A 25626-nucleotide genomic window follows, 5' to 3' on the forward strand; every position below is an offset into this window, starting at 1 on the left:
AGTGTACCATAGCGTCTTTTACCGACTGCCCTCGTTCATGGCCTTGCCTTACGAATTGCTGATCGGTCTGCGTTACACGCGGGCCAAACGCCGTAATCACTTCATTTCCTTTATCTCGATGATCTCCATGCTCGGCATCGGCCTCGGCGTGGCCGCACTGATCGTCGTGCTGTCGGTGATGAACGGTTTCCAGAAAGAACTGCGCACCCGCATTCTCGGGGTCGCCTCGCACATCCAGATTACCGGCGTCAATGGCGAACTGGAAAACTGGCCGGCCCTTGCCGCACAGGCGATGAACCATCCGGAGGTCAAGGCCAGCGCGCCTTTCGTCCAGTCGCAGGCGATGTTTACCGTGGAAAACGGCGTCAAGGGAGCGCTGATCCGCGGCATCCTGCCCGACCAGGAGGATCGCGTCGCCGATTTCCGCGCGACGATCAAAAGCGGCAGTCTGGACGACCTGCGGCCCGGCGAGTTCGGCGTCGTGCTGGGGGCCGATTTGGCCCGTTCGCTACGGGTTTTTACCGGCGACAAGGTCACCGTGATCGCCCCGCAGGGTACCGTGACGCCGGCCGGCGTCGTGCCGCGGCTGAAGTCTTTCCGCGTGGTCGGCATTTTCGAAGTGGGGATGTTCGAGTACGACAGCGGCCTGGCGCTGATTCATCTGGCCGATGCGCAAACCCTGTACCAGATGGGCGACCGGGTGACCGGCGTGCGGCTCAAGGTGGACGATCTCTTTCAGGCGCCGCGCATCACCCGCGAACTGGCCCGGTTCATCGACGCCGACGCCTATTTGAGCGATTGGACGAAGAGCCACGCCAATTTCTTCCGGGCGGTCCAAATTGAGAAAAATATGATGTTTATCATTTTGTCGCTTATCGTCGCCGTGGCAGCATTCAATCTGGTCTCGACGCTGGTCATGGCGGTGACCGACAAGCAGGCGGATATCGCCATTTTGCGCACCCTCGGGGCGCGGCCGCGGTCGATCATGGCGATTTTCGTCGTGCAGGGTGCGCTGGTCGGATTCATCGGCCTCGGTCTGGGTATCGTCGGCGGTGTCGCGCTGGCGCTGAATATCGATGTCGTGGTGCCGTTCATTGAAAGAATTTTGGGTGTGCATTTCCTGTCGAAAGAGGTTTATTACATTTCCGATCTGCCGTCCGAGCTGCAATGGAGCGACGTCTGGGGGGTCACGTTGATCGCCTTCGTACTCGCCTTGCTGGCCACTCTTTATCCGAGCTGGCGCGCATCGCGCGTCAATCCGGCGGAGGCGCTGCGCTATGAGTGAGCCGATTCTGCAGGCCAGCGGGCTGGCCAAGGTTTTTCGCGGCGGCGGGCTGGACGTCTCGGTCCTTGCCGGCATCGACCTGGCGATCATGCCGGGCGAGACGGTGGCCATCGTCGGCGCCTCCGGTTCCGGCAAGAGCACGCTGCTGCATTTGCTGGGCGGCCTGGATGCGCCCTCGGCCGGCGGCGTCAAGCTGATGGGCCGGGATTTTTCGGCGCTCGGCGAGGTGGCGCGCGGCGATTGGCGAAACCGGCATCTCGGTTTTGTTTACCAGTTTCATCATTTGCTGGCCGAGTTCTCGGCCCTCGAAAACGTCGCCATGCCGCTGCTGATCCGGCGCACCGAGCGCCAGGCCGCGCTGGCCAAGGCGGCCGAAATGCTCGCTGCGGTCGGTCTCGGCCATCGGCTGGAACACCGGCCCGGTGAATTGTCGGGCGGCGAGCGGCAGCGGGCGGCGATCGCCCGGGCGATGGTCAGCAATCCGTCCTGTTTGCTGGCCGATGAACCAACCGGCAATCTCGATAGTCATACGGCATCGGTGGTCTTCGATTTGCTGTTCGAGCGGGTACGTACCCAGCAGGCCAGCCTGGTCATGGTGACCCACGACCGAAGCCTGGCGGCGCGCGCCGACCGCGTGTTGATGCTGAACGACGGAAATTTTTGCGCTTAAGCTGCGGCGCTCGATTTTGCAGCAAATGATCCAGCCCTCTGAGCTGGTCAGGAGAAAAGTACATGCAAGCCCTGTTTTCCCCCGCCATCGCCCTGATGAACCGGTTGCGCTACACCAGCAAATTTTTCGTGCTCGGTGCGGCGGTTGCTGCCGTCATGCTGGTTTTGTTGTTCACCGTTTATATCAATCTGAGTCGCGATATCGAAACGGCCAGCAAGGAACTGGCGGGCCTGCAGATGCTCAAGCCGATGAACCGTCTGACGCAGTCGATGCAGCAACACCGGGGTCTGTCGTCCGGCGTGCTGAACGGCAACGAGGCGATGAAGGAAAAGCGCGCGGCCAAGGAAAACGATGTCGTCGCCGCGCTGGCCGCGACGGATGCCGAACTCTCGCCGCAACTGCGGCAGTCGGCGGCCTGGCAAGCCATCCGTCAGGACTGGGAGCAAATCCGCACGCAGGGTATGGGCTGGGCGCCGCCGGATAATCTCAAACGCCATACGGCAATGATCGACAAGGTTCTGGTCTTCATGATCGATGTTGCCGATGCCACCGAACTGACGCTCGACCCGGTGATGGATACCTACTATTTCATGGATACCGTGGTGTCCAAGATGCCGGCCATGCTTGAACCGCTGGGCATTACCCGGGCCCGCGGCACCGGTGTGCTGACCCGGAAGGAGCTGTCGGCGCAGTTGCGGATCGACATCGCTTCGCTCAATGCGCAGATGGCCAACACCCTGCGTGCCCAGAACAACAACCTCGACAAGGTCGGGCGCTACAACCCCGGGCTGCAGGGCAGCCTGAGCGGACCGGCCAAGCAGTTTACCGATGGCGTCGACAAGACCCTGGCGCTGGTGCGTGACGATATCCTCGGCGAAAAGTTCGTCACGCCGCCGCAGGATTATTTTGCGATGACCACCGAGATCATCGACCTCGGCTACAAGATGATGTTCGAGACGCTGATTCCGCAGTTCGAGCAGCAATTGCAGAGCCGCAAGACGGCGGCGCAGCAGGTGCTGATTTTCGATCTCGGCCTGGCGGTGGTGATCATGGCGCTGGTCGGTTACCTGAGTATCGGGACCTATTATTCGGTGATCGGCAGCGTCAATATCTTTTCCAGTGGCGCCCGTCGCTTGGCCGATGGCGATTTGACGACGCGCTTCGAGTGCACCGGTTCGGATGAGCTGCACGCGGCCGGTCGCGATTTCAACGACATGGCGGTGGCTTTCCGCCAGTTGCTCGGGCGCATTCAGAGCGACGTGCAAAACTTGCGGGCGGCGGCCGAGCAGCTCGCTTCCTCAAGCCATCAGATTTCCACCAGCACCAGTGCGCAAAGCGATTCCGCCTCGAGCATGGCCGCCGCGGTCGAGCAGATGACGGTCGGGGTCGATCACATTGCCAAGAACGCCCAGGATGCGCAGGACCATTCGCGCGCCTCCGATCAGCTGGCGACCGAAGGTGGTCGTATCGTCGCGGATGTCGCCAGCGAGATCCAGGCCATTGCCGAAACGGTCAATCAGTCGGCCGCGGCGGTCGAGGAACTCGGTCAGCAATCGGACCGGATTTCGGCCATCGTCGGGACGATCAAGGATATTGCCGATCAGACCAATCTGCTCGCCCTTAACGCCGCCATCGAAGCGGCGCGGGCCGGTGAGTCCGGGCGCGGCTTTGCCGTGGTCGCCGACGAGGTGCGCAAGCTGGCCGAACGAACCGCCAAATCGACCCAGGAAATCGCCGGCATGATCGGCGCCATCCAGTCCGGCACGGCAACCGCGGTGACCAGCATGAAGCGTGGCGTCGAGCGCGTGGCGAGCGGTGTCGAACAGGCCATGCTGGCCGGCGACGCGATCGGCAAGGTGCAAGCCCGCTCGCATCAGGTTGCCGATGCCGTATCGGAAATTTCCGTGGCGCTGCGCGAACAGACCTCGGCGAGTACCGAAATCGCCCAGAACGTCGAGCGCATCGCCCAGATGGCCGAAGAGAACAATGCGGCGGCCGACGGCAACGCAGTTACCGCGGACAGCCTTCGCCAGCTGGCGGAAACCCTGAGCGGCGAAATGGCCCGCTTCAGGACCTGAGCGCTTTACGCCGCCGCCAGGCGGCAATCAGGTGGGCGCGCCAGACCGCCTTGGTGGCGAAGTAGCCGATGACCGCCAGGCCGGCGGCGAGGACGACCAGTCCGACGCCGAGCGGCTTGGCGACGACCAGCATCCAGGCCTGCATGGCCTCGGTCCAGCCGACAAAGTCGGTCAGGCTGAATTCCGGCGGAGCGATGAAGCCGTTGCTTTGGCCGGTCGCCAGCCGGCCCAGCTGGTAAGCCAGCAGATAGAGCGGAACGATGGTCAGCGGGTTGGTATAGACGGTGACGAGCAGCGCGAGCGGCAGGTTGACGCGAAAAACCACGGCGCAGATGGCCGCCGCGAGCATCTGCAACGGTCCGGGAATCAGGCCGCAGAACAGGCCGGCGGCAACGCCCCCGGCCACCGAGTGACGGTTCAGATGCCACAGGCGCGGGTGCAACAAGGTTGATTCGAACGGCCGCAGCCACGGGTTGCGGCGGATCGTTTCGTGGTCGGGCAGGTATTTTTTCAGGTAGTGACGCATGCACTTATTATTGCAGCATGCGTCTTTTTATTCTCGCTTTTGCGGCTGGCGTGCTGGTGCTGCAAATGCAGCCGGAGCTGCCGGTCTGGCCGCAGTGGGCCTTGGCCGGCGGGCTGTTGACCTTGCCCGGCTGGCGTTGGCCGAGCTGGCCGAGCCGGCTGCTGGCCATCGTCGGGTGCTGCGCGCTGGGCTTTGCCTGGGCCGGCTGGCGGGCCGATCTGCGGCTCGCCGAGCAACTGCCCGCCGCGTGGGAAGGCCGGGATATCGAGGTGGTCGGCGTGATCGCCGCGCTGCCGCAGGATTTCAGTAGCGGCACGCGTTTCGAATTCGTCGTCGATAAGGTGCTGACCGAGGGGGCGGTCGTTCCGCACCGGCTGCAGCTATCCTGGTATCAGGGGCGTGGCGCCGATCAGGCGGACCGCCCGCCGCTGCGTCCCGGCGAGCGCTGGCACTTCACAGTGCGCTTGAAGCGGCCGCACGGCAACGCCAACCCGGGCGGTTTCGATTACGAGGCCTGGCTGCTCGAACGCGACATCCGGGCCACCGGCTACATCCGCCCCGACCCGCCGCAGCGACTCGCCGAGATGGTCTGGCAGCCGGACTACCTGATCGAGCGTCTGCGTTTTGCGGTGCGCGCCCGCTATACCGACATGCTGCCGGCCGACCGCTACCCCTGGGCTGGCATCCTGGTGGCCCTGGCGGTCGGCGACCAGCGGGCGATCCAGGGCGATCTATGGACGACCTTCAACCGCACCGGCACGACGCACCTGATGTCGATCTCCGGCCTGCATGTCACGATGGTCGCCGCGCTGTTCGGCTGGCTGGTCAATTTCGGCTGGCGCCGGGTGCCGGCTCTGGCGCTGCGCTTGCCGGCCCAGAAAGCCGGTCTGCTGGCGGCGTGTCTGGCGGCCTTCGTCTACGCCTTGCTGGCCGGCTTCGCCGTGCCGGCCCAGCGGACCCTGTACATGCTGCTGGTCGCCGCGCTGGCGCTGCTTTCCGGGCGGCTGATCGCGCCCAGCCGGACGCTGTTGCTGGCCCTGCTGGTGGTCCTTCTTTACGACCCCTGGTCAGTCTTGGCCGCCGGTTTCTGGCTGTCGTTCGGGGCGGTTGGCGCCTTGCTCTACATCGGTTCGGCGCGGCTCGGCGAGGGCCGCGGCTGGCGCCAGCAAGTGCGCGCCTGGGGCGTCATCCAGTGGGCCGCGACGCTGGCCTCGCTGCCGGTACTGCTGCTCGTCTTCCAGCAGTTCTCGCTGGTCTCACCGCTGGCCAATGCGCTGGCCATTCCCTTGGTCAGTTTCGTCGTCACGCCGCTTGCCTTGCTTGCGGCGCTGGTCCCATGGTGGCCGATTGCCGCGTTGGCGCACGGGGTGCTGGATTGGCTGATGTCATTTTTGATCTGGTGCGCCGCCTGGCCGATCTGGCAGGCGCCGGCGCCGCCGCTGTGGGCCGCCATCGCGGCCGGCCTGGGCGTCGCCATCTGCCTGCTGCCGCGTGGCGTGCCCGGCCGGCTGCTCGGCGTCCCGCTGCTGATTCCGGCGCTGTTCTGGCCGGTCGACAAGCCTGGTGCAGGCGAGGCGTGGATTACCGTGCTCGATGTCGGGCAGGGGCTGGCGAGCGTCGTGCGGACCCGCGAACACACGCTGATCTACGACCCCGGCCCGCTCTACAGCGCCGAATCGGACGCCGGCCAGCGCGTCGTCGTGCCCTATCTGCGCTGGCTCGGCATCAACCGGGTCGACATGCTGATGGTGACGCATCGTGACAGCGACCATTCGGGCGGCACGGCATCGGTGCGCGCGGCGCTGGCCGTCGGCGAACTGCGTTCGTCGCTGCCCGAAATCGGTGGCGAACCCTGTCTGGCCGGCCAGCGCTGGGCGTGGGACGGCGTCGTTTTCGAGGTCATGCATCCGTCGGCCGAGGCCTATCAGCGGGACAGCAAGACCAATCATCTATCCTGCGTGCTGCGCATCGAAGCCGGCGGCCGGGCAGCTTTGCTGACTTCCGATATCGAGGCACCCGACGAGGCGGCGCTGCTCGCCCGTGACGCCGGGAAGCTGGCGGCGGATGTCCTGCTGGTGCCGCACCACGGTTCGAAGACCTCCTCGACGCCGGCTTTCCTGCACGCCGTCGGAGCGCGGGCGGCGGTTATCCCGGTCGGTTATCGCAACCGTTTCGGCCATCCGAAAGAAGCTGTGCTCGCCCGCTACGAGGCCTTGCCGATGACCCTCTGGCGTACCGATCGCGATGGCGCGGTGGAGATTGGACTGGGCGCGGAAAGTGTTACGCTAACTGCCTGGCGGCGGGCCTATCGGCGCTATTGGTATGACAAGTGATGTATTTTTGGCGGAGGTGCCAGCATGGAATATCGGCAACAGCAGGTGCAATGCATCAGTCCGTCCGGCCTGCACCGGATGGCCTATACGGAGTGGGGCGACCCGCACAATCCGCGCGTGCTGGTCTGCGTCCATGGCCTGACCCGCAACGGGCGCGATTTCGACGCCCTGGCCAAGGCCATGTCGGGGCATTACCGGGTGGTTTGCCCGGATGTCGTCGGGCGCGGCAAGAGCGCTCACCTGCGCAATCCGGCCGGCTATCAGGTGCCGCAATACGTCGCCGACATGGTCACGCTGATCGCCCGTCTCGGCGTCGAGCGGGTCGACTGGGTCGGCACCTCGATGGGCGGCCTGATCGGCATCGCGCTGGCGGCCCAGGAAGGGACGCCGATCGGCAAGCTGCTGCTCAATGACGTCGGGCCGATCATCACCGTCGATTCTTTGCACCGGATCGCAGCCTATGTCGGCGCCGACCCGACCTGGGCGACGTTCGCCGACGCCCTGGCCTACGTCAAACTGATCAGCGCGCCGTTCGGCAATCTGAGCGAGGCCGAATGGTGGTTCCTGACCGAAAACACCGTCGCCCAACGGGCCGACGGCCGCTGGGGCTTTCTCTACGACCCGGCGATTGCCGCCCCGTTCAAGGCGACCTTCGTCGATAAGGATATCGATTTGTGGCCGATCTACGAGCAACTGCGTTGTCCAACGCTGGTCGTGCGCGGCGCCCAGTCCGACCTGCTGCCGCGCGAAACCTGGCAGCAAATGGGGGCGCGCGGGCCGCGTGCGCAACTGGCTGAAATTCCCGATGTCGGCCATGCGCCGATGTTCCTCAACGAAGCGCAAATTTCCGTGGCGCGCGATTTCCTCTTGAAACCATGAAACATATAGTCGTCAATGGCCTGCGCCTCGAATACCGCGACCTTCCCGCCGCCGATGACGGCCGGCCGACCCTGCTGCTGCTCCACGAAGGCCTGGGCTGCGTCGCCATGTGGCGCGACTTTCCGGCCAAACTGGCGGCGGCCACCGGCTGCCGGGTAATCGTCTGGTCGCGGGCCGGTTACGGCGGCTCGCAGCCCTACGCCGCGCCGCGCACGCCGAACTACATGCACCGCGAAGCCGAGGAAGCGCTGCCCGCCTTGCTCGCCGCCCTGCACATCGAGCGGCCGATCCTGATCGGCCACAGCGACGGCGGCAGCATCGCCCTGATCTTCGCCGGAGCTTTCCCGTCCGTGCCGCTCGGCATCGCCGTCATGGCGCCGCACGAATTCGTCGAGGAAGTGACACTGGCCGGCATTCGCGCCGCCCGCACGGCCTGGGAAACCACCGACCTGGCCAAGAAGCTGGCCCGCTACCACCACGAGCAGACGCCGCAGGTCTTCAGCGACTGGAACGACACCTGGCTATCGCCGGCCTTCCGCGACTGGAACATCGAGGCCTACCTGGCAAAAATCCGCTGCCCGGTGCTGGCCATCCAGGGCGAAGACGACGAATACGCAACGTTGCGCCAGATCGATACAATCGCCGAACAAGTGCCCGGCACGCAATTGCTCAAACTCGCCCACTGCGGCCACACCCCGCAACGCGATCAGGAGGCCGCGGTACTGGTGGCATTGGGGGCTTTCGTCGGGAGGCTGTCGCCGGGTTAGCGGTGATCGCGAGTTTGCTTGGCGGCCAAAAACGAATGGCCGTCATTGCACTTTGTGGATGGCTCGAATGTGCCTATGGTTGCCATAGCCAGAAATGGAAAGCGGGCGTTCAGGAACGTGGAAGTGAGCGGAGTGCGCGGCTTTTTGCGCAGGTCCGCTCGACTGTAGTGTTAGGCGGCGGGTAACTATGAGTTTGGTGTTGCATTTGTTGTATGAGCAAGCGAAGCAGCTTCACCTGGAGGAAGTGCAAAAACCCATCGCTCCATTCCGCCGGCTTCGCCTGCGGCAAATAATTTATTTTTCCCGTGAATATCAGTATTCCAAACCCGAAGGGTTAGATCTCGATCGTTACCATTGATCCAATAGTTCTTTATAACGACTACTTCATCGGTTGGTATCCAATTTTTTTTGCGAAATATTTTCAAGCTCAAAGTATTTGGTAAGAACAGTGTCTCCCGCTATCTCCCACATTATTGAGGCCGCCTAACGTTTGACGTGAGGGGCCGCCGAAGCGGCTAAGCCGCGAAGGGAACCTGCAAGCGCAGCTTGAAGGCGGTCCCTCTCGACGGATTTGTTAGGCGAAACCATACGACTATTGCTTTTGACGTTAATGCGCCACCTCGAATTGCATAACCATATTGCATTAATCGGTGGGGTTTGCCTTGGGCAGTATCAGTGATTCTGAAAACGCAGAAGCTTTTGCCACTTCGTTGAGTGATGGGGCTGGGTCGAGTGAACTTTCCAGCGAATCAACCAGCTCCGACCACTTGATATACGTCGGGTCTTCAAAATCGGCAATCTGGCAACCTTCAGCCTCTTCAATTACTGCGACAGCAGCCCAAGTTAGGGATCTTACCTGTTCGCTCGGATAGCTTCGGCTGTCGTCTTCGAAAATGTCCTTCTTGTATTCATCGTAATGTGATGCTTGCTTCAAATAGCGGCTTAGGTAATAGAGCACGGAACGGGCGTCACTTATGCCAACACCCGAGATAATTTTTGAAAGGATTTCCATTGTCACCCCAATCTAATTACATCAAAGGCAGCCTGAGGAAGGTCTGCGACAATATATTCATGCGATAGCGGATTGGCTCTATCTCTGACGTCAACTTTCTTGTAGTACGGTATTGCTTCGATCCTCGATATCACACAGAGAAGCGGCCTGAACTGGTGCATTGGAGTTAATTTTGATATGGCAATAATCTCTTTGTAGGCATCCTCAGATATTTTTCCGAGTTTCTTCATTGCCTCGGCACCTTTTCGGATGCCCATTCTGTTTAGCTTAATTTTTGTTTCGTGCAAATCGCTGCCGTTTATCTCTTTTTGTATTGTGCTGTATATCTCAAGTGGCGACGAGCTGGGAGGGACAGTGAAATGTGGCGATTGAAAATCGGAGCCAAAATATGGCGTGCACCACATGTAATGCAGACCCCCGTAATACTTTGTGTTTATGTTGTACGCAACAGCGGTCATCGTTGAATACAGCACTGGGTGTTTTATATCGCTTAATGACATAGCTCTCTTCTAGGTATGTTTTGAACAGCCTAACGTTTTAGGTAAGGGGCGGCCCGCTTGCGGGACGTCCCAGCAGCCGAAGGCTGCGCCTTGACCGCAGTGTTAGCGATTGGATGGCACATGACTAAAGGCCCCAACAAGCCAGGAAGGTTAATAGAGTAACCCTACGCAGTTGGGCTGGTCGGAAAGGAAGAACTTCAATACCGCTTCCTTTGCTGGATGGTTAGAGGCACTAATCTTGTATGCCACCATAGGCATGGTCTTTGTATCGCCTCGAACGTTGACTGTTGCCAGGACAGATACTTCACCAAGTATTTTTCGTAGATCGTCCAGATTGACTAGCAGTTTGCCTGCTGCATCGCGACCACAGACCAGTCTCTCCCAATTTCGATAGTCTCCGTTTGAATATGCCGTTAATGCCTGCTGAGATAGCTCCAATAATTGGTTGTTCGAAGTGCTGTTCGATGTGGTGGCACATGCACTTAGGAATATCAACAGACATGCAAGAGCACTGCGAAATATGGTCATGGAATTTCCAATAAAAAGTGTGGAGCGGGAAAGAGATGATCGCTAACGTGCTAGCTCAGCCGACGGCAGACAGCGAAGCTGGCTGACGGTCGGCTGGAGCGGAATGTTAGGCGCGGCCACGTTAAGTGCTAACGGCGAATTTCGTAAACTGTACAAAGCCGCGCCAGGGCAGCCTCGGTCGTTGCTGACAGCGTGAGCGGAGGTTCGTTCACCATATAGAGCAAATGCTCAAGCGCAATTTTGGGCTCATTGTGCTCAAGATAATCAAGAACGATGGACGTGCCATTTGATAGGCCCTCTTGCGCAAGAGGATGGTCAGTGTCTATGGGGCCAGCCTCCGCATAGGCCGCCACCATGTGCACGGAGACCTCCTTCAGGATTTCTTTGAGCAATGCTTCGATTGCGACAATATCCATAGCGCCTAACGTGAAAGTAAGGGGCGCGCCGAAGGCGCGTCCCGCTTGACTGCCGAGTTAGGCTTAGTTGAATAAGAAGCCAAGCCCAAAACCAACTGTTGCGATAAGAAGAACAGGTGCATGAATGAAACGAAAAGTGTTTTGACGGAATAGAAGGCGACCTTGTGTGGGCAAGCGATTTAGTGCCCAGATATACATCATGAACAGCCAAAAACCTGCTTGGAATGGAAAGTGCAGTTGCTTTTGGATGTGGGATGGTATCAACCACCAAAAGGTAACAAGTAAAGCAATCACCGCTCCCACAAGAAAAATGTAAGCCTGAATGATGTTGAGAAATATGCGGAATATCGCCATCTTGGTTGGCCTAACGTTCAGTAGGCACCTATGCAGGTGCCTACTTCCTGCAGCAGTGGTGTATATGGTCGGATGGGGAGTGCTAACATCATGATTCGTCTAGCTCTTTGGGTGAATATCATGGCTGGCGAAATAAATTCTGCACCACCGGCGCCGAAATTGTTGGATCTGGTACGTGATTGCTTGCGGTTGAAGCATTGCAGCATTCGTAGCGAAACACAATATCTGCAATGGATACGGCGTTTGATCCATGTTTCATGGCAAACGACATCCGAAGGAGATGGGGGGGAGGTGCAGCAAATTTGCCCTAGGTCCACTCCTGACCGGGAGCGCCTGGTCGGCATAGTTGCCATATCGCAGCTACCGAGATATTTCCGGTCGAGCGCTCAAACTCGATGAACACCTCTTCAGCCAAGCCCCCGCCCCGCTTAACAACCCGTCGTCGGCTGGCCGATATCCTCGTTCCAGAGTTCGGGCTTGGCGGCGATGAAGTCCTGCATCAGCGCGATGCAAGCCGGGTTCTGGAGGATTTCAAGCTTTACCCCGCGTGCCCGGAGCAATTCTTCTTCGCCGAGGAAGGTCCTATTTTCGCCGATGACGATTCGCGGGATGCCGTAGAGCAGGATGGCGCCGCTGCACATGGCGCAGGGCGACAGCGTGGTGTAGAGCACCGCCTCGCGATAGACCTGCGGCGGCTGACGGCCGGCATTTTCAAAGGCGTCCATTTCGCCGTGCAGGATGGCGCTGCCTTGCTGGACCCGGCGGTTGTGTCCGCAGCCGATGATGCGCCCTTGATGAACGATGACCGAGCCGATCGGGATGCCGCCTTCGGCTAGGCCAAGCCTGGCCTCGTCGATTGCCGCTTGCATGAATTCGTCCATGGTTTTCATCCGGTGGTTGATAGCGGCATCATCCTACAGCCTGGCCGGGGCGCCGCATCCCCTGTCCGGCTAGCGTCATGCGCCGGTTGGCCAGCGCTGCAGCGGGTCCTGCCGGTAGTAGCGTTTGAGCAGGGCGTAGAGCGCCGGGTATTCGGCATTCACCACGTCCGGCAATTCGAAGAAGCTTTCCGAGAGCACGGCGAAGAATTCGGCCGGGCTGTCGCTGGCGTAGGGGTCGATGATCGTCTCTTCATCGGCGTCGACGCGGTGGCAGAAATCGTCGTAGGCGGCGGTGAAGATGCGCTGCCACTCGGCTTCGCCGATGCCGGAGTGCAGGGCCGGCATGCCGTCGGCTTCGCCGTTCAGCATGTCCAGCTTGTGGGCGAATTCGTGGATGACCACGTTGTAGCCGTCGCCGGCCATCTGCACGTCGTGCCAGGAGACGAGCAACGGCCCGCCCTGCCAGGCTTCGCCGGAGAGTACGTCGGCGTATTCATGGACGACGCCGGCCTCATCCTGGACGTGGCGCGGCACAACGAATTCGTTGGGATAGACGATGATGCCGACCCAGTCGCGATAGGCGGCGAGGCCGAGATGGAGGATGGGCAGGCAGCCTTGGGCGGCGATGGCGACGCAGATTTCGTCGGTGAGTTCGAGTCCGCCGGCAGTGCTGAATTCCTTTTCCGCGAGGAATTGCTCGGCGAGCAATTTCAGGCTGGCTTGCTCGTCGACCGTCAGATCGCCGAGAAAGGGCAGCCCGGCGATGGTTTGCGCCCACAGTTCGTCGGGAATGGCGCCGGCTTTGTCGCGCTTGAACCAGTCGAACAGGCCCATCACTTTTTCGTGGTCAGCCAGATGCCGGCGAAGATCAGCGCGATGCCGAGATAGTGGTACCAGAACGGTATCTCGTGGAGAAAGATGACCGAGAGTAGCGTGCCGAAGACCGGCATCAGGTGGATGAACAGGCTGCCCTTGTTGGCGCCGACCTCGCCGACGCCGCGGTTGTAGAAGATGTAGCCGAGGAAGCTGGGGAATATCCCGATATAAGCCAGCGAGGCCAGCGAACCGAGATTGACGTTGATCTGGCGACCCTGGCCGATTTCCCATAGGTAGGCCGGGAATAGTGCGGCCAGGCCGACCAGGGTCATCGCCGCGAGCATCAGCATCGGGTGCACGCCGGCCGGGCGCCAGGCGAGACCGACGGTATACACGGCCCAGATCAGTACCGCGCCGAGCATCCAGGCGTCGCCGAGATTGAGGTTGAGGTGGGTCAGCACATTGAGGTCGCCGCGGGCGACGATGGTCATCACGCCGCACAGCGAGACGACGACGCCGATGGCTTCGAGGCGGCGCAGATGTTTGCCGAGAAAGGCCCAGGAAATGGCGATGGTGGCGACCGGGATGAAGGAGTTGAGCAGCACCGCGTTGGTCGCCGAGGTGTACTGCAGGGCGATGTAAGCGAAGGTGTTGTAACCGCCGACACCGACCAGGCCGAGGATCAGGATCGGTGGCCAGCCTTTTTTCAGCAGCGGCCACTGGCTCTTCAAGTGCGGCAGGGCGAGCGGCAGGATCAGCAGGAAGGCAATCGCCCAACGCCAGAAGGCCAGCGCCATCGGGGGGACGTCGGCCCGGACACCGCGGCCGATCACCATGTTGCCCGACCAGAAGAGGGCGGTCAGGGTGAGCAACAGATAGGGGTTGGTCAGAAAATTTGAGTGCTTGGAGGTCATGTCGCGGATTATGCCTGAGCAGGCAAGCGCTGCTCAGACGGTATAATCCCTAACATGGTTTCCGTCGTTCATTCCGTCGCTGCCCAAAGCGACTTCGATCAGTTCCTGGCGATTCTGTCGGTCGGTATTTCCGCCGACGACGCGACGCGTCTGCAAAAGGCCGTCGAGTACGCCTGGGAGGTTTACGGCGACAAGACGCTGGGTAGTGGCGAGCGCATCTGGTCGCACGCGCTGGGCATGGCGGTCATCGTTGCCGGGCTGCGGCTCGACGCTGATTCGCGGATGGCCGCCGTGCTGTTCGCGGTGCCGTCGCATGCCGAACACGGCATCGTCCAGATCGAGGAGCGCTTCGGCAAGGCGGCGGCGCATCTGGTCAATGGCATTTCCCGGCTCGACAAGTTGCGGCCGATCACCAAGGGCTTCGTCGCGGCCAACATCGAAGCCGGTGAAGTCAATCCGGCCGAAATGAAGGCGCAGATCGAAGTGCTGCGCAAGATGCTGCTGGCCATGGTCGAGGACATCCGCGTCGTGCTGTTGCGCCTGGCCAGCCGGACGCAGACCTTGCGCTATTACGCGGCCAATCCGGATGACCTGCGCGTCCATGTTGCGCGCGAAACGCTGGAACTCTATTCGCCGCTCGCCAACCGGCTCGGGGTCTGGGAATTGAAGTGGGAGCTGGAAGACCTGTCGTTCCGCTTCCTGCACCCGGATACCTACAAGAAAATCGCCAAGATGCTCGACGAAAAGCGGAGCGAGCGCGAGCAGTTCATTACCGAAGCCGTCGCCAAGGTGCGCGAGGAACTGGAAGCGGCGGGGGTCAAAAAGGCCGAGATTTACGGTCGGCCGAAGCACATCTACAGCATCTGGAACAAGATGCGGAAGAAGGGCGTCGAGTTCTCCGAGGTCTACGACATCCGTGCCCTGCGCATCATTGTCGACGACCTGAAGGACTGCTATACCGCCCTCGGCATTGTGCACAACCTGTGGTCGCCGATCTCCAAGGAGTTCGATGACTACATCTCGAACCCCAAGGGTAATCAATACCGCTCGCTGCATACCGCCGTGCAATGCCCGGACGGGCGCAACCTGGAAGTCCAGATTCGCACCACCGAAATGCACCGTCACGCCGAACTGGGTGTCGCCGCCCACTGGCGTTACAAGGAAGGCAGCAAGCGGACGAACGAGGACGATTACGACGAGAAGATCGCCTGGCTGCGCCAACTGCTGACTTGGAAGGACGAAGTCGCTGACAGTTCCGACTGGATCTCCCATTACAAGCAGGCGGCGCTCGATGAAACCCTCTACGTCATCACGCCGCAGGGCAAGGTCGTCGATCTGCCGCAAGGCTCGACGCCGGTCGATTTCGCCTACCGCGTCCATACCGATCTCGGCCATCGCTGCCGGGGCGCCCGGGTCGGCGGCCAGCTGGTGCCGCTCAATACGCCGCTCGAAACCGGCCAGCAGATCGAGATCATTACCGCCAAGGTCGGCGGCCCGTCGCGCGACTGGCTGAATCCGACGCTCGGCTACATCCATACCAAGAGCGCGCGGGTCAAGGTGCGGACCTGGTTCTCGAACCTGGCGCTGGAAGAAACGCTGGTCGAAGGGCGGGCCCTGGTCGGCAAGGAACTGCAACGCTCCGGCCAGACCGGCGCGAATATCGAGGAACTCTCGCACAAGCTGGGCTTTTCGCGGGCCGACGACATGTATATCGCGGCGGCGCGCGGCGAGCTCAACCAGCGGCAATTCCAGTCGGTGGCGCGCGGCGGCGACCTGCTGGCCGAAACCCTGCTGCCGGACGAGGTGCGGACTAAGCCGAGCAAGCCGGTCGAAGGCAATCAGGGCATCCTGATCGTCGGTGTAGACAAGCTGCTGACCCAGTTGGCGCGCTGCTGCAAGCCGGCGCCGCCCGACGAGATACAGGGCTTCATCACGCGCGGCAAAGGCATTTCGATCCACCGCATGGATTGCCCCAATTTCGCCAATCTCGCCGCGCTGCATCCCGAGCGCGTTATCGAAACCGACTGGGGCGTCCAGACCACCGGCGTCTTCGCCACCGACATCGTGGTCGATGCGCACGACCGGCAGGGGCTGTTGCGCGATATTTCCGAAATCTTCACCCGTGAAAAGCTCAACGTCGTCGGTGTCAATACGCAGTCCAAGCAGGGCAAGGCGCACATGAGCTTTACCGTCGAAGTGACCAATCTGCAACAGATGCAGCGAACCCTGACGCTGATCCACGACGTCGAAGGCGTGGTTGGCGTCCGGCGGGCCTGAGCCTCAAGGAGCGGAGATGAAAGGGAATTTCGCAGCGATTGCCCTGATCCTGAGCGGGGCGCTCGTCCTGGCCGTCAATCTCGACTGGCTGGATATCGATGTCATGACCCTGCTGCGCAAATGGTGGCCGATGGGGCTCGTCGTCCTCGGCATTGCGCTGTATTTCACGCCGGACGATAGCGACAGCAAGAAAGCCGGCTAGCCGGCTTTCAGCACGCTGCGGCCCGCCGCTCAGGGCCGCCGTTTGAGCAGCAGCCCGCTCTCCAGATGATGGGTGTAGGGGAACTGGTCGAACACCGCGGCGGCCGCGATTTCGTGCGTGGCCTGCAGCGCGCTGACGTTGTCCTGCAGCGATTGCGGATTGCACGAGATATACAGGATATTGTCGAAGCGGCTCGCCAGTTCAAGGGTTTGCGCGTCGAGCCCGGCGCGCGGCGGATCGACGAACAGGGTTGAAAAGCGGTAGTCGCTCAGCTCGATGCCCTGCAGTTCCTTGAGAACCTTGCTGCCGGCCAGTGCGGCGCTGATGTCTTCGCTGGCCAGGCGGACTACCGCCACATTGGCGAGCTGATTGGCTGCCATGTTGTACTGCGCCGCCTTGACCGACGAGGTGCTGACTTCGGTGGCGAGGACGCGCGCGAAGAGCGGCGCCAGCGCCACGGTGAAATTGCCGTTGCCGCAGTACAGTTCAAGCAGGTCGCCACCAAGGCCGGTCGCTTGCTGGCAGGCCCAGGCCAGCATCTGGCGGTTCACCTGGCCGTTGGGCTGGGTGAAACTGGCCTCGATTTGCTGGTAGCTGAGCTGGCGGCCATTCAGCTCGAATTGTTCGATGACCCAGTCGCGTTCGAGCACGACCTTCTGCTTTCTGCTCCGCCCGATAATCTGCACCTTGAGGTCGGCGGCCAGTCCCCGGGCGGCGGCCTCCCAGCGCTGGGCGAGCGGACGGTGGTAGATCAGCGTGACGAGCATTTCGCCGCTCAGCGTAGCCAGAAAATCGACCTGGAAAAGGCCATCCTTCAAGGTGTTGCTGGCTTGCAGGCGGTCGCGCAGGCGCGGCATCAGCTCACAGATCGATTCGGCGGCGACCGGGAAAGTCTCGATGACCACCGGCACCTTCCGGTCGGCCGGGGCGAACATCGCGTAATCGACCCGTCCCTTGTCGTGGAACATCCGGAACTCGGCGCGCAGGCGGTAATGCAGCGGCGTCGAGGCGGCAATGGTGAGTTCGGCAACACCGAAGGGGGCAAAAGCCTGTTTGAACTGGGCGACCTTCTCGGCCAGTTGCGAGTCGTACTCGGCAGGAACGATATTCTGTAGCGGCATGGTTTTGGGCGATGGAAAGGCTGTTTCGGGACAATGTTCTGGAAACGACCGGGTCCGCGCTGAGGCGAACGGAGCGGGCTGTCGGCCGAGGGCGGAATATACACGCGTCGGCGCCACGCCGGGTTGGCTGTTCATGATGAACGGCCTTGATTGGCCGGCGCTGGGCGCCGGCCTGGTGATTGCCGCGCGCTTGCGCGGCAATCACCGTTACGCCAGGATCAGTGGCGGAGCAGCAGTTGCTTGCGCTGCTGGTCGAGTTCTTCGGGGTCGGTGAAGGGCAGGTTGGCCGCTTCGTCGAACTCCTTCTGCCGCTTGTTGCTGTAGGCCCAGGCGACGATCGCCAGAAAACACAGCAAGCCGGCGACGGTAAGGAGCGAGCGCAGTTCGTTGATATCCATGGTGCTGACCTTTCGAAGGAAATCAGGCGTGGTGTTGGGCCGGCACCAGGACCGGCACGGCGACGATCTTGCCGACGGCGATGGTGCGGAACATGTTGTAGGCCATCATCAGCATGCCGGACAGGAAGAAAATCCCGCCCAGCCAGCGAATCGCCCAGAACGGGTAGGAGCCTTTGACCCCTTCGACGAAGCTGTAGGCCAGCGTGCCGTCGATATTGACCGCCCGCCACATCAGGCCCTGCATCACGCCGGCAATCCACATCGAGGCGATGTAGAGCACGGTGCCGATGGTGGCCAGCCAGAAATGGACGGTCACCAGCTGGTGGTTGTACATCTCGGTGCGGCCGAACAGCTTGGGCAGCAGGAAGTAGATCGAGCCGATCGAGACCATCGCCACCCAGCCGAGGGCGCCGGAGTGCACGTGGCCGATCGTCCAGTCGGTGTAATGCGACAGCGCATTGACCGACTTGATGGCCATCATCGGGCCTTCGAAGGTGGACATACCGTAGAAGGACAGCGAGGTGATCAGAAACTTCAGGATGGGATCGTCGCGCAGCTTATGCCAGGCACCGGACAGCGTCATGATGCCGTTGATCATGCCGCCCCAGGACGGCGCCAGCAGGATCAGCGAGAAGACCATGCCGACCGACTGGGTCCAGTCGGGCAGGGCGGTGTAGTGCAGGTGGTGCGGGCCGGCCCACATGTAGGTGAAGATCAGCGCCCAGAAGTGCACGATCGACAGGCGGTAGGAATACACCGGGCGCCCGGCCTGCTTCGGCACGAAGTAATACATCATGCCGAGGAAGCCGGCGGTCAGGAAGAAGCCGACCGCGTTGTGGCCGTACCACCACTGGATCATCGCATCCTGCGCCCCGGAGTACATCGAGTAGGACTTGGTCAGCGAGACCGGCACCGCCATGCTGTTGACGATGTGGAGCAGGGCGACGGCAATGATGAAGGCGCCGTAGAACCAGTTGGCGACATAAATGTGCGACACCGTGCGCTTGGCCACCGTGCCGAAGAAAACCACGGCGTAGGAGATCCAGACGACGGCGATCAGCAGGTCGATCGGCCATTCGAGTTCGGCGTATTCCTTGCCCTGCGTCATGCCGAGCGGCAGCGTGATCGCCGCCAGCACGATGACCAGTTGCCAGCCCCAGAAGGTCAGCGGGATCAGCGGGCCGCCCCACAGTCGGGCATGGCAGGTGCGCTGCACGACATAGTAGGAGGTGGCGAACAGCGCGCTGCCGCCGAAGGCGAAAATGACCGCGTTGGTGTGCAGCGGACGCAGGCGGCCGAAATGGAAGTACGGTCCGACGTTCAACTCCGGCCAGACCAGTTGGGCGGCGATGATGACGCCGACGAGCATGCCGACGATGCCCCAGATAACGGTCATGACGGCAAATTGCCGGACGACCTTGTCGTTGTATGTTTTTTGTATTTCAGACATGAACCAATCCCTGTTGATGAATGATTGCCGCCGGCACCCGGGGTGCTGACGGACGCGACCGACGCCATCGAGCATCGTGTCGGGCCGGCTTACCGGTCGGGCATTGGTCAGGGTTTACCCGGGATAGTTCAGTCTTTTTTTGCCGGGGTGACGGCTGGAGATTCAGACAGGACAACGGAATGCGCCGGATATGACCCAAGGGGTGCCGGATCTCCGGCCGCTGCCGTCCCGGCGGCTAAGGCTGGGGCTGCAGGGCCGGCAGCAGATCCGGCGTATTTTCCGGGGGGCACTGCTCGGCGCAGACGACCCGGTTGCGCCCCTGCATCTTGGCCGCATACATCGCCAGGTCGGCCCGGTGCAGCAGGCTGGACAGGCTGTCGTCGCCGGCTTGCAGCAGCGTGATGCCGATGCTGATGGTCGGCCGGACAATATTGCCTTGCACCGTCAGCGCCAGCGCTGCGGTCGCCTGGCGCAGGCGCTCCGCCGTTTCCAGCGCTTCCGGCAAGGACGAATCGGGCAAGAGCAGCGCGAACTCCTCGCCGCCTAGGCGGCCGAAACAATCGCCGGTCCGCAGGTGCCCGACGCAGGCATCGACGACGGCGACCAGCACTTCGTCGCCGCCGAGGTGACCGTACTGGTCATTGACCTGTTTGAAGTGATCGAGGTCGATGATCATCAGGGCCAGCGGGTTGCCGTGTTGATGCGCGGCCTGCAGATGTTTGCCGGCGGTCGCCAGGAAATAACGGCGATTGACGATGCCGGTCAACGAATCCCGGGAGGCCTGCGACTCCAGCTCCTGAATCAGGATTTCGTTGCGCTGGCGCAGATCCAGGGCTTCGGTCGAGTAGGCGTTGATCTGCCGGCCGACCTGGATCATCAGGGCGCTGAAGCCGCCGCCCAGCAGGCTCAGGCCGATATTGAACCAGCTCGGATCGACCAGCGGCGGGCCGAGCAGGGCGAGCACCGGGAAGATCATGTCGAGCGAGAGTAGGCGCATATGCGCGTTGCTCATCGAGGTGGTCAGCGCGATCAGGCCCATATGCACCAGCATGATGAAGACCAGGCTGGGGAAACTGTCCGGGTGCCAGGCCCAGAAAACCAGCGACGACCACGCCAGCATGTGCGCCCCGTGCGCCAGCGCAATGCGCCTGGCCCAGCGCCGCTCGTCGCGCGGCTGAACGTCGCTGCGTTTGAAGGCCCGATAGACGCGGATGTAGTTGGCGATGATCAGCAGTTCCACCACCGCCCACAAGACGGCCCACATTACCGGGACCCAATTGGTCAGCAGCGCGGCGACCACCACGGCCAGCGGCGGCGCCAGATAGCGGTCGTGCAGATGGATATCGACGTAGAGATGCAGCTGGGCGAGCCGAATGCCCATTCGTGAGTCTGTCGTCATGGAAGCCATCTTGAGTCGGAGTAAGCGGGGGGAGGCGACTATGCCCTATCGAAAGGATATTGTCATCGCTGGTCGCCGGCCTGCGCCGGCATGGCTTGCCATCAATTGACAAACGGGAGCCGAAGCTCCCGTTGTTGCGACTGACAGTGCGACCGGCTTACTTCACTTCCGGCTCGTCCTTCTTCTTGTCGTTGCCGGTGATGAACGGGCTCCACGGCTGGGCCTTGACCGGGCCGGGCGTTTTCCAGACGACGTTGAACTGGCCGTCGGCCTTCACTTCGCCGATGAATACCGACTTGTGCAGGTGGTGATTCTTTTCGTCCATCTTGGAAACGATGCCGCTCGGCGCCTTGAAGGTCTGGCCGGCCATCGCCGCGATGACCTTGTCGGTGTCGGTCGACTTGGCCTTCTCGACAGCCTGCTTCCACATGTGGATGCCGATGTAGGTGGCTTCCATCGGGTCATTCGTCACCACCTTGTCGGCGTTCGGCAGCTTGGCCTTCTTGGCCCAGTCACGATACAACTTCACGAACTTGTCGTTCTCCGGGTTCTTCAGCGACATGAAGTAGTTCCACGAAGCCAGATGACCGACCAGCGGCTTGGTATCGACGCCACGCAGTTCTTCCTCGCCGACCGAGAAGGCGACGACCGGCACATCGGTGGCCTTCAGGCCGGCATTGCCCAGTTCCTTGTAGAACGGCACGTTGGAGTCGCCGTTGATGGTCGACACCACGGCGGTCTTCTTGCCTTCGGAGGCGAACTTCTTGATCTTGGCGATGATGGTCTGGTAATCGCTGTGGCCGAACGGCGTGTAGTCTTCCATGATGTCGGCGTCGGCGACACCCTTGGACTTCAGGAAGGCGCGCAGGATCTTGTTGGTGGTGCGCGGATAGACGTAGTCGGTGCCGAGCAGCACGAAGCGCTTGGCTTCGCCGCCGTCCTTGGACATCAGGTATTCAACGGCTGGGATGGCTTGCTGGTTGGGCGCGGCGCCGGTGTAGAAGACGTTCTTTTCGAGTTCTTCACCTTCGTACTGGACCGGGTAGAAGAGCAGGCCGTTCAGTTCCTTGTAAACCGGCAGCACCGACTTGCGGGACACCGAGGTCCAGCAGCCGAAGGTCACGGCGACCTTGTCCTTGGTCAGCAGCTGGCGGGCCTTTTCGGCGAACAGCGGCCAGTTGGAGGCCGGGTCGACAACGACTGGTTCGAGCTTCTTGCCGAGCACGCCGCCCGACTTGTTGATTTCCTCGATGGTCATCAGCACGGTTTCCTTGAGCGCGGTCTCGGAAATGGCCATGGTGCCGGACAGGGAGTGCAGCACGCCGACCTTGATGGTGTCGGCGGCGTGGGCCGTCATGCCGATGGAAGCCAGGGCGGCGGAAAGTACGGTTGCCTTGATGAAGTTGCGACGGTTGCTCATGGAAGCTCCTCGGTTTGGGGGTCTGGTCTTACTGCGTTGTTGCAGTGCAGCGCCAGATTAAGGAGCGGGCGGTTTTGGCGGAATACGTTAGATTGCGTAGCCCTGCGCCGTCGGCTGTCGTTCAGGCCGTCGCCGGCGTGGGGGCCTGTTTCAGGGCTTTTTTCGGGTAAATGTCGAAGCGGCTCGACTTGCCTTCCAGCGTATAGCCCGGCGCCGGACCGGCGACGCTCGGCGCCTTGCGCGGCCGCTTGATGACCACCCGATGGCTCGCCAGGGCCAGCGCGGCTTGAAGCAGTTCCGGCGCATCGTCGTCAGCGCCGACCAGGGAACGAAAGATGCGCATTTCCTTTTTGACCAGCGAGCTTTTTTCGCGGTGCGGGAACATTGGGTCGAGATAGATGACCTGCGGCGGTTCTCCCGACCAGGCCTGCATCAGTTCAATGGCATTGCCGGCGCGCAAATCCATGCGCTCGATAATCGGCCGGACTTCCTGGTCGACAAGGCCGCGCCGCAGGCCGTCGGCGAGCAAGGCGACGACCAGCGGCTGGCGTTCGATCAGCGTGACCTGACAACCGAGCTGGGCCAACACAAAGGCATCGCGGCCGAGACCAGCGGTCACATCGAGGATGACCGGGCGAATACCCGGCTGGATGCCGACCGCCTTGGCAATCATCTGGCCGCTGCCGCCGCCTTGCTGACGGCGGTGGGCCAACGGTCCCTCGACGAAATCGACGCGCACCGGCCCGGATGGCTCGACGCCCAGCGCCTGCAATTGCAGGCCGTGGGCGCCAAGTTGCAGGGCAAATTCGCTTTCGCCGGCGAGCGGCAAGCCGAGTTGATCGGCCAGGGCGCGTGCCGCGTCGGAAAACTCCGGGGCCATTGCCTCGATGCGAATTTTTGCCTGGGTGTCGTCGGTCACGTGCTATCTCTGTTTCAGTCCCGCCCGTCTGGCGGGGGTGCCTCGCTGTTGCCGCGGCGGAACGGCTGGGTGTCCTGACTCCAGCGCGGTTCCCGGCAACAGGGTAGTGCTACTTCGGGCTGGTGTCGCTTTCGCTGGCGCTGGCATCGCCCGGCGTCGGGCTGGCGCTGTCGGCCGGGTTTTCCGATTCATCGTCCGCCGGTTTGTCGGCCGCGTTGCCGGCCAGCTTCTGGCGTCGCTTTTCTTCCTGCTTGTTTTTCTTGGCGAGATCTCGTTGGCGTTTTTCGAACTGGTAGTTTGGTTTGGCCAAGAGGCCTCCTCTAATCGCCAAAATGGCAGATGAAACAGGAAAAAAAGGCGTCGAATGAGGAAGCTTGGTGCCGGGCCAGGTCGGCGACAGGCACTGGATATTCCGCACTACAAAACGCTGGCTGGTAACTTTGCTGTTCCTCCTTCAAATTCAAGGAGGCATTCTGGCGCTGGGCTTGCTACCGCTTTTCTGGGCAAGCTCGCCGGATCAGGCAAGGGGCGAAGCCTACCAGATACCTCGCACAATGGGGCAGGAATGCGCGCCGCCTCAAGTGTGGCGTGCGACGCGATACTGAAGCTGGACAAACCCGAACTCGAATGTCTTGGTGGCAACGTGCACCAGTGGGACGTCGTTTTTCATCGGGCCGAACAGCGGCCTGCCGTGGCCGAGCAGCACCGGGATCAGGGTGATGGTGATGTCGTCGATCAGTCCGGCGGCCAGGAAGCGCTGAATGGTCATGCCGCCATCGACATACAGGCGTTTGGCACCAGCTGCGGACAACCGCTCAAGCAATACGGCGGGCGATTCGGCGGACGTCGAGACCTTGCCTGACAGTTCGACCGGAACCTGGAGCGGCTTGCTGCTCAACACCACGACTTTCTTGTCCGCATAGGGCCATGCACCAAACGACGACACTGTGGCGAAGGTATTTTTTCCCATGACCAGGACATCGACCGTTTCCATGAACGCGCTGTATCCACAGTCCTCGCCGCTCGGTACGAGGGTGTTTGCCGCATCGAGCCAGTCGATACTGCCATCGGCTCTGGCGATGAATCCGTCCAGGCTGGTGGCGATGAACACGGATGCCTTGGCGCTCATGGGGTATACCTCCGCGATGCACAAAAAATGGTCCACGAGCGTGGCGTTGGGTCTGGTGTGGACGCCCGGTTGGGTGATTAAACAACCTGGTCGATTCGGCGCACGGTAATGCCAGCCGACTCGTTGAGTTTCTGTTGATTTTCCAGCAACAGCTCAAGCATATGATTGGCATAAGACCGAAGGCCGGGGTGGGCGTTCTGGCTGTTGATGATCTGGCTGGCGGTAGCGATGTCCTGAATGTTTCTTGCGGCCTGGCCGATTTGCTGATTTCGCCATTCGTCGCGCGCCCGCTGCTCCCGCTCCCGGGCGTAAATCAGATCGGGCAAGGCCGATGCCATGCCTTCCAGTGTGGCATTGAAAGGCGAGTTGGTTTCAAGGCGACGAATGACCAGCGCTTCCGATTCCAGGTAGTCATAGAGCGGGATATAGGCGGCGCTGTCGGCATCGGCGACGAAAACCATCGGCCGGGCATGGCGGCCGATGATTTTCCAGAAGCGGTCGGCCGCTTCGGGTGTTTCGGTCAACGCGATCTGGCCCTTGAACGACGAGATCGAGATCCGCTCCTTGGGAAAAAGATCGGCCGACTCGGTGGCGACGACCAGGCGATTGAGGTCATAGCCACGCTGGGCGTACAGCGATATTTCCTGGGTCGTCACCAGCCGCAGGTAATTGATTTCGGTTTGCTGCAGATAATGCGTCACCGCCCAACTGGGCAACAGGCGATCGCTCTCGATTTCGACGCGGATTCTCGGTTTCATTCCTGCTTGCTCCAAGTGGCGCGAAATGCTTTCCATGAGCCATCCGGCTGTCGCCTGAGAGCATCCAGCCATTTGCCTCGCGTTTCGCTCGGTTGGCTATGCATTCTTGGCATTTATTGGTCGCCGTTTCACGGCCAGGAGCAGCATGACATCCTTTACGACGCTGTCAGTGTCGATCACCAGCAGCAGCCATTTTCCATCATGATAGGTGGCCGTCCGGTCGTATTCCATCCGGGTCTTGGTTGTCAGGCCACTCTTGATTGCTTCAACTTTTGCCCGCTCGTCCGTTCCAAAAACTATTACCAACGCACAGCGATTCTTCTCCGGGACCAACGTACAAAATGAGCGGCTCTTCTTGTACCGTAGCGACCAGCCGTGTTTCTTCCCGCCATACAGCCACTCGGGCGTAAATACGCCCGGGTAGCTCTGCTCAATCAATTGCCTGATCAGTTCCCAGTATCGGTAAGCATCCTCGCCAAGCCAGTCGGCAACTGCCGAATTGGTTGGCGGGGTGCCGGGTTCGGTCATCCGATTCGCAGACTCGTTCATTTATTCCTCGGCATAAGGTCTCCTGCGCTGCTCGGTTTGGTGTTT

The 25626-nt window shown here is 61.3% G+C and carries 28 protein-coding genes; 8 read left to right on the forward strand and 20 right to left on the reverse strand.

Annotated elements, in window-relative coordinates; genetic code table 11:
• The first annotated feature begins 37 nt into the window (after nt 1–37).
• From ACLIKD_RS04265 to ACLIKD_RS04275, 3 genes are all read left to right on the forward strand, one after another.
• Nucleotides 38–1285 (forward strand): lipoprotein-releasing ABC transporter permease subunit, encoded by a 1248-nt coding sequence (locus tag ACLIKD_RS04265; RefSeq protein ID WP_428828379.1) that lies wholly within the window; start codon nt 38–40, stop codon nt 1283–1285.
• On the forward strand, nt 1278–1955 hold the full coding sequence (gene lolD / locus ACLIKD_RS04270; RefSeq protein ID WP_226419031.1) for a lipoprotein-releasing ABC transporter ATP-binding protein LolD: 678 nt from the start codon (nt 1278–1280) through the stop codon (nt 1953–1955). Before ACLIKD_RS04265 ends, lolD begins: the two co-directional genes overlap by 8 nt.
• Nucleotides 1956–2017: 62 nt before the next feature.
• On the forward strand, nt 2018–4033 hold the full coding sequence (locus ACLIKD_RS04275) for a methyl-accepting chemotaxis protein (protein ID WP_428827302.1): 2016 nt from the start codon (nt 2018–2020) through the stop codon (nt 4031–4033).
• Here ACLIKD_RS04275 and ACLIKD_RS04280 read toward each other — a convergent pair.
• Nucleotides 4023–4559, reverse strand: a complete 537-nt coding sequence (locus ACLIKD_RS04280) for a DUF2062 domain-containing protein (RefSeq protein ID WP_428827303.1) — start codon at nt 4557–4559, stop codon at nt 4023–4025. The genes ACLIKD_RS04275 and ACLIKD_RS04280 overlap by 11 nt on opposite strands.
• A 17-nt stretch (nt 4560–4576) precedes the next feature.
• Between ACLIKD_RS04280 and ACLIKD_RS04285 the strand changes: the two genes are divergently transcribed.
• Genes ACLIKD_RS04285 through ACLIKD_RS04295 form a run of 3 tightly spaced genes read left to right on the forward strand, consistent with a single transcriptional unit; the run spans nt 4577 to nt 8538 of the window.
• A complete protein-coding gene (locus ACLIKD_RS04285; RefSeq protein WP_428827304.1) occupies nt 4577–6892 on the forward strand; it encodes a DNA internalization-related competence protein ComEC/Rec2 in 2316 nt (771 codons plus the stop codon).
• A 24-nt stretch (nt 6893–6916) separates the two neighbouring features.
• Entirely contained in the window at nt 6917–7771 is an 855-nt protein-coding gene (locus tag ACLIKD_RS04290; protein ID WP_428827305.1) for an alpha/beta fold hydrolase, read from the forward strand.
• On the forward strand, nt 7768–8538 hold the full coding sequence (locus ACLIKD_RS04295) for an alpha/beta fold hydrolase (RefSeq protein WP_428827306.1): 771 nt from the start codon (nt 7768–7770) through the stop codon (nt 8536–8538). The genes ACLIKD_RS04290 and ACLIKD_RS04295 overlap by 4 nt, the downstream gene beginning before the upstream one ends.
• A 185-nt stretch (nt 8539–8723) precedes the next feature.
• On the opposite strand, the gene ACLIKD_RS04300 is transcribed toward ACLIKD_RS04295, so the two are convergent.
• The 9 genes from ACLIKD_RS04300 to ACLIKD_RS04340 all read right to left on the reverse strand — a co-directional run bounded on the left by ACLIKD_RS04300 (nt 8724) and on the right by ACLIKD_RS04340 (nt 13959).
• Nucleotides 8724–8963, reverse strand: coding sequence for a hypothetical protein (locus tag ACLIKD_RS04300; RefSeq protein WP_428827307.1), 240 nt, complete (start codon nt 8961–8963; stop codon nt 8724–8726).
• Between the two features lie 218 nt (nt 8964–9181).
• Nucleotides 9182–9550, reverse strand: a complete 369-nt coding sequence (locus ACLIKD_RS04305; RefSeq protein WP_428827308.1) for a hypothetical protein — start codon at nt 9548–9550, stop codon at nt 9182–9184.
• A gap of 2 nt (nt 9551–9552) precedes the next feature.
• Nucleotides 9553–10050 carry a hypothetical protein gene (locus ACLIKD_RS04310; RefSeq protein ID WP_428827309.1) on the reverse strand — a complete coding sequence of 166 codons (498 nt, stop codon included), beginning with the start codon at nt 10048–10050 and terminating at the stop codon, nt 9553–9555.
• A gap of 150 nt (nt 10051–10200) precedes the next feature.
• On the reverse strand, nt 10201–10578 hold the full coding sequence (locus ACLIKD_RS04315; protein ID WP_428827310.1) for a hypothetical protein: 378 nt from the start codon (nt 10576–10578) through the stop codon (nt 10201–10203).
• A 128-nt stretch (nt 10579–10706) separates the two neighbouring features.
• On the reverse strand, nt 10707–10994 hold the full coding sequence (locus tag ACLIKD_RS04320) for a hypothetical protein (RefSeq protein WP_428827311.1): 288 nt from the start codon (nt 10992–10994) through the stop codon (nt 10707–10709).
• Between the two features lie 63 nt (nt 10995–11057).
• Nucleotides 11058–11348, reverse strand: a complete 291-nt coding sequence (locus tag ACLIKD_RS04325; RefSeq protein WP_428827312.1) for a hypothetical protein — start codon at nt 11346–11348, stop codon at nt 11058–11060.
• Between the two features lie 428 nt (nt 11349–11776).
• Complete coding sequence (locus tag ACLIKD_RS04330; protein WP_428827313.1) at nt 11777–12229, reverse strand: nucleoside deaminase; 453 nt, start codon at nt 12227–12229, stop codon at nt 11777–11779.
• A 75-nt stretch (nt 12230–12304) separates the two neighbouring features.
• Nucleotides 12305–13063, reverse strand: a complete 759-nt coding sequence (locus ACLIKD_RS04335) for a zinc-dependent peptidase (RefSeq protein WP_428827314.1) — start codon at nt 13061–13063, stop codon at nt 12305–12307.
• Complete coding sequence (locus ACLIKD_RS04340) at nt 13063–13959, reverse strand: DMT family transporter (protein ID WP_428827315.1); 897 nt, start codon at nt 13957–13959, stop codon at nt 13063–13065. Before ACLIKD_RS04340 ends, ACLIKD_RS04335 begins: the two co-directional genes overlap by 1 nt.
• Before the next feature lie 54 nt (nt 13960–14013).
• Between ACLIKD_RS04340 and ACLIKD_RS04345 the strand changes: the two genes are divergently transcribed.
• On the forward strand, nt 14014–16236 hold the full coding sequence (locus ACLIKD_RS04345; RefSeq protein ID WP_428827316.1) for a RelA/SpoT family protein: 2223 nt from the start codon (nt 14014–14016) through the stop codon (nt 16234–16236).
• Nucleotides 16237–16252: 16 nt separating this feature from the next.
• Entirely contained in the window at nt 16253–16438 is a 186-nt protein-coding gene (locus ACLIKD_RS04350) for a LiaI-LiaF-like domain-containing protein (RefSeq protein WP_226419046.1), read from the forward strand.
• A 29-nt stretch (nt 16439–16467) separates the two neighbouring features.
• Here ACLIKD_RS04350 and trmA read toward each other — a convergent pair whose 3' ends face one another.
• The 10 genes from trmA to ACLIKD_RS04400 all read right to left on the reverse strand — a co-directional run bounded on the left by trmA (nt 16468) and on the right by ACLIKD_RS04400 (nt 25581).
• Nucleotides 16468–17559, reverse strand: a complete 1092-nt coding sequence (trmA, locus tag ACLIKD_RS04355) for a tRNA (uridine(54)-C5)-methyltransferase TrmA (protein WP_428827317.1) — start codon at nt 17557–17559, stop codon at nt 16468–16470.
• A gap of 218 nt (nt 17560–17777) precedes the next feature.
• Nucleotides 17778–17957, reverse strand: coding sequence for a cbb3-type cytochrome oxidase subunit 3 (locus ACLIKD_RS04360; RefSeq protein ID WP_226472766.1), 180 nt, complete (start codon nt 17955–17957; stop codon nt 17778–17780).
• Nucleotides 17958–17979: 22 nt separating this feature from the next.
• A complete protein-coding gene (gene ccoN / locus ACLIKD_RS04365; protein WP_428827318.1) occupies nt 17980–19407 on the reverse strand; it encodes a cytochrome-c oxidase, cbb3-type subunit I in 1428 nt (475 codons plus the stop codon).
• Between the two features lie 235 nt (nt 19408–19642).
• The gene (locus ACLIKD_RS04370) at nt 19643–20806 is read right to left on the reverse strand and encodes a GGDEF domain-containing protein (RefSeq protein WP_428827319.1); all 1164 of its coding nucleotides are present in this window, start codon (nt 20804–20806) and stop codon (nt 19643–19645) included.
• Between the two features lie 157 nt (nt 20807–20963).
• Nucleotides 20964–22226 carry an urea ABC transporter substrate-binding protein gene (gene urtA, locus ACLIKD_RS04375; protein ID WP_428827320.1) on the reverse strand — a complete coding sequence of 421 codons (1263 nt, stop codon included), beginning with the start codon at nt 22224–22226 and terminating at the stop codon, nt 20964–20966.
• A gap of 121 nt (nt 22227–22347) precedes the next feature.
• Nucleotides 22348–23145, reverse strand: a complete 798-nt coding sequence (locus tag ACLIKD_RS04380; protein WP_428827321.1) for a class I SAM-dependent methyltransferase — start codon at nt 23143–23145, stop codon at nt 22348–22350.
• A 109-nt stretch (nt 23146–23254) separates the two neighbouring features.
• Nucleotides 23255–23455 (reverse strand): hypothetical protein, encoded by a 201-nt coding sequence (locus tag ACLIKD_RS04385; protein WP_428827322.1) that lies wholly within the window; start codon nt 23453–23455, stop codon nt 23255–23257.
• A 267-nt stretch (nt 23456–23722) separates the two neighbouring features.
• Nucleotides 23723–24274: a dihydrofolate reductase family protein gene (locus tag ACLIKD_RS04390; RefSeq protein ID WP_428827323.1), complete on the reverse strand. Its 552-nt coding sequence runs from the start codon at nt 24272–24274 to the stop codon at nt 23723–23725.
• Nucleotides 24275–24351: 77 nt separating this feature from the next.
• Entirely contained in the window at nt 24352–25032 is a 681-nt protein-coding gene (locus tag ACLIKD_RS04395) for a hypothetical protein (protein ID WP_428827324.1), read from the reverse strand.
• 96 nt (nt 25033–25128) lie between these two features.
• On the reverse strand, nt 25129–25581 hold the full coding sequence (locus ACLIKD_RS04400) for a DUF3788 domain-containing protein (protein WP_428827325.1): 453 nt from the start codon (nt 25579–25581) through the stop codon (nt 25129–25131).
• Nucleotides 25582–25626: the final 45 nt, after the last annotated feature.

This window comes from Azonexus sp. IMCC34842 (genome assembly GCF_050368855.1).
Taxonomy (GTDB): Bacteria; Pseudomonadota; Gammaproteobacteria; order Burkholderiales; family Rhodocyclaceae; genus Azonexus; species Azonexus denitrificans_A.

Excerpts from the sequence above, each read along its gene's own strand:
- ACLIKD_RS04265 (WP_428828379.1), top strand. The coding sequence starts at position 38 with ATGGCCTTGCCTTACGAATTGCTGATCGGTCTGCGTTACACGCGGGCC.
- lolD (WP_226419031.1), top strand. The coding sequence starts at position 1,278 with ATGAGTGAGCCGATTCTGCAGGCCAGCGGGCTGGCCAAGGTTTTTCGC.
- ACLIKD_RS04275 (WP_428827302.1), top strand. The coding sequence starts at position 2,018 with ATGCAAGCCCTGTTTTCCCCCGCCATCGCCCTGATGAACCGGTTGCGC.
- ACLIKD_RS04280 (WP_428827303.1), bottom strand. The coding sequence starts at position 4,559 with ATGCGTCACTACCTGAAAAAATACCTGCCCGACCACGAAACGATCCGC.
- ACLIKD_RS04285 (WP_428827304.1), top strand. The coding sequence starts at position 4,577 with ATGCGTCTTTTTATTCTCGCTTTTGCGGCTGGCGTGCTGGTGCTGCAA.
- ACLIKD_RS04290 (WP_428827305.1), top strand. The coding sequence starts at position 6,917 with ATGGAATATCGGCAACAGCAGGTGCAATGCATCAGTCCGTCCGGCCTG.
- ACLIKD_RS04295 (WP_428827306.1), top strand. The coding sequence starts at position 7,768 with ATGAAACATATAGTCGTCAATGGCCTGCGCCTCGAATACCGCGACCTT.
- ACLIKD_RS04305 (WP_428827308.1), bottom strand. The coding sequence starts at position 9,550 with ATGGAAATCCTTTCAAAAATTATCTCGGGTGTTGGCATAAGTGACGCC.
- ACLIKD_RS04310 (WP_428827309.1), bottom strand. The coding sequence starts at position 10,050 with ATGTCATTAAGCGATATAAAACACCCAGTGCTGTATTCAACGATGACC.
- ACLIKD_RS04315 (WP_428827310.1), bottom strand. The coding sequence starts at position 10,578 with ATGACCATATTTCGCAGTGCTCTTGCATGTCTGTTGATATTCCTAAGT.
- ACLIKD_RS04320 (WP_428827311.1), bottom strand. The coding sequence starts at position 10,994 with ATGGATATTGTCGCAATCGAAGCATTGCTCAAAGAAATCCTGAAGGAG.
- ACLIKD_RS04325 (WP_428827312.1), bottom strand. The coding sequence starts at position 11,348 with ATGGCGATATTCCGCATATTTCTCAACATCATTCAGGCTTACATTTTT.
- ACLIKD_RS04330 (WP_428827313.1), bottom strand. The coding sequence starts at position 12,229 with ATGGACGAATTCATGCAAGCGGCAATCGACGAGGCCAGGCTTGGCCTA.
- ACLIKD_RS04335 (WP_428827314.1), bottom strand. The coding sequence starts at position 13,063 with ATGGGCCTGTTCGACTGGTTCAAGCGCGACAAAGCCGGCGCCATTCCC.
- ACLIKD_RS04340 (WP_428827315.1), bottom strand. The coding sequence starts at position 13,959 with ATGACCTCCAAGCACTCAAATTTTCTGACCAACCCCTATCTGTTGCTC.
- ACLIKD_RS04345 (WP_428827316.1), top strand. The coding sequence starts at position 14,014 with ATGGTTTCCGTCGTTCATTCCGTCGCTGCCCAAAGCGACTTCGATCAG.
- ACLIKD_RS04350 (WP_226419046.1), top strand. The coding sequence starts at position 16,253 with ATGAAAGGGAATTTCGCAGCGATTGCCCTGATCCTGAGCGGGGCGCTC.
- trmA (WP_428827317.1), bottom strand. The coding sequence starts at position 17,559 with ATGCCGCTACAGAATATCGTTCCTGCCGAGTACGACTCGCAACTGGCC.
- ACLIKD_RS04360 (WP_226472766.1), bottom strand. The coding sequence starts at position 17,957 with ATGGATATCAACGAACTGCGCTCGCTCCTTACCGTCGCCGGCTTGCTG.
- ccoN (WP_428827318.1), bottom strand. The coding sequence starts at position 19,407 with ATGTCTGAAATACAAAAAACATACAACGACAAGGTCGTCCGGCAATTT.
- ACLIKD_RS04370 (WP_428827319.1), bottom strand. The coding sequence starts at position 20,806 with ATGACGACAGACTCACGAATGGGCATTCGGCTCGCCCAGCTGCATCTC.
- urtA (WP_428827320.1), bottom strand. The coding sequence starts at position 22,226 with ATGAGCAACCGTCGCAACTTCATCAAGGCAACCGTACTTTCCGCCGCC.
- ACLIKD_RS04390 (WP_428827323.1), bottom strand. The coding sequence starts at position 24,274 with ATGAGCGCCAAGGCATCCGTGTTCATCGCCACCAGCCTGGACGGATTC.
- ACLIKD_RS04395 (WP_428827324.1), bottom strand. The coding sequence starts at position 25,032 with ATGAAACCGAGAATCCGCGTCGAAATCGAGAGCGATCGCCTGTTGCCC.
- ACLIKD_RS04400 (WP_428827325.1), bottom strand. The coding sequence starts at position 25,581 with ATGAACGAGTCTGCGAATCGGATGACCGAACCCGGCACCCCGCCAACC.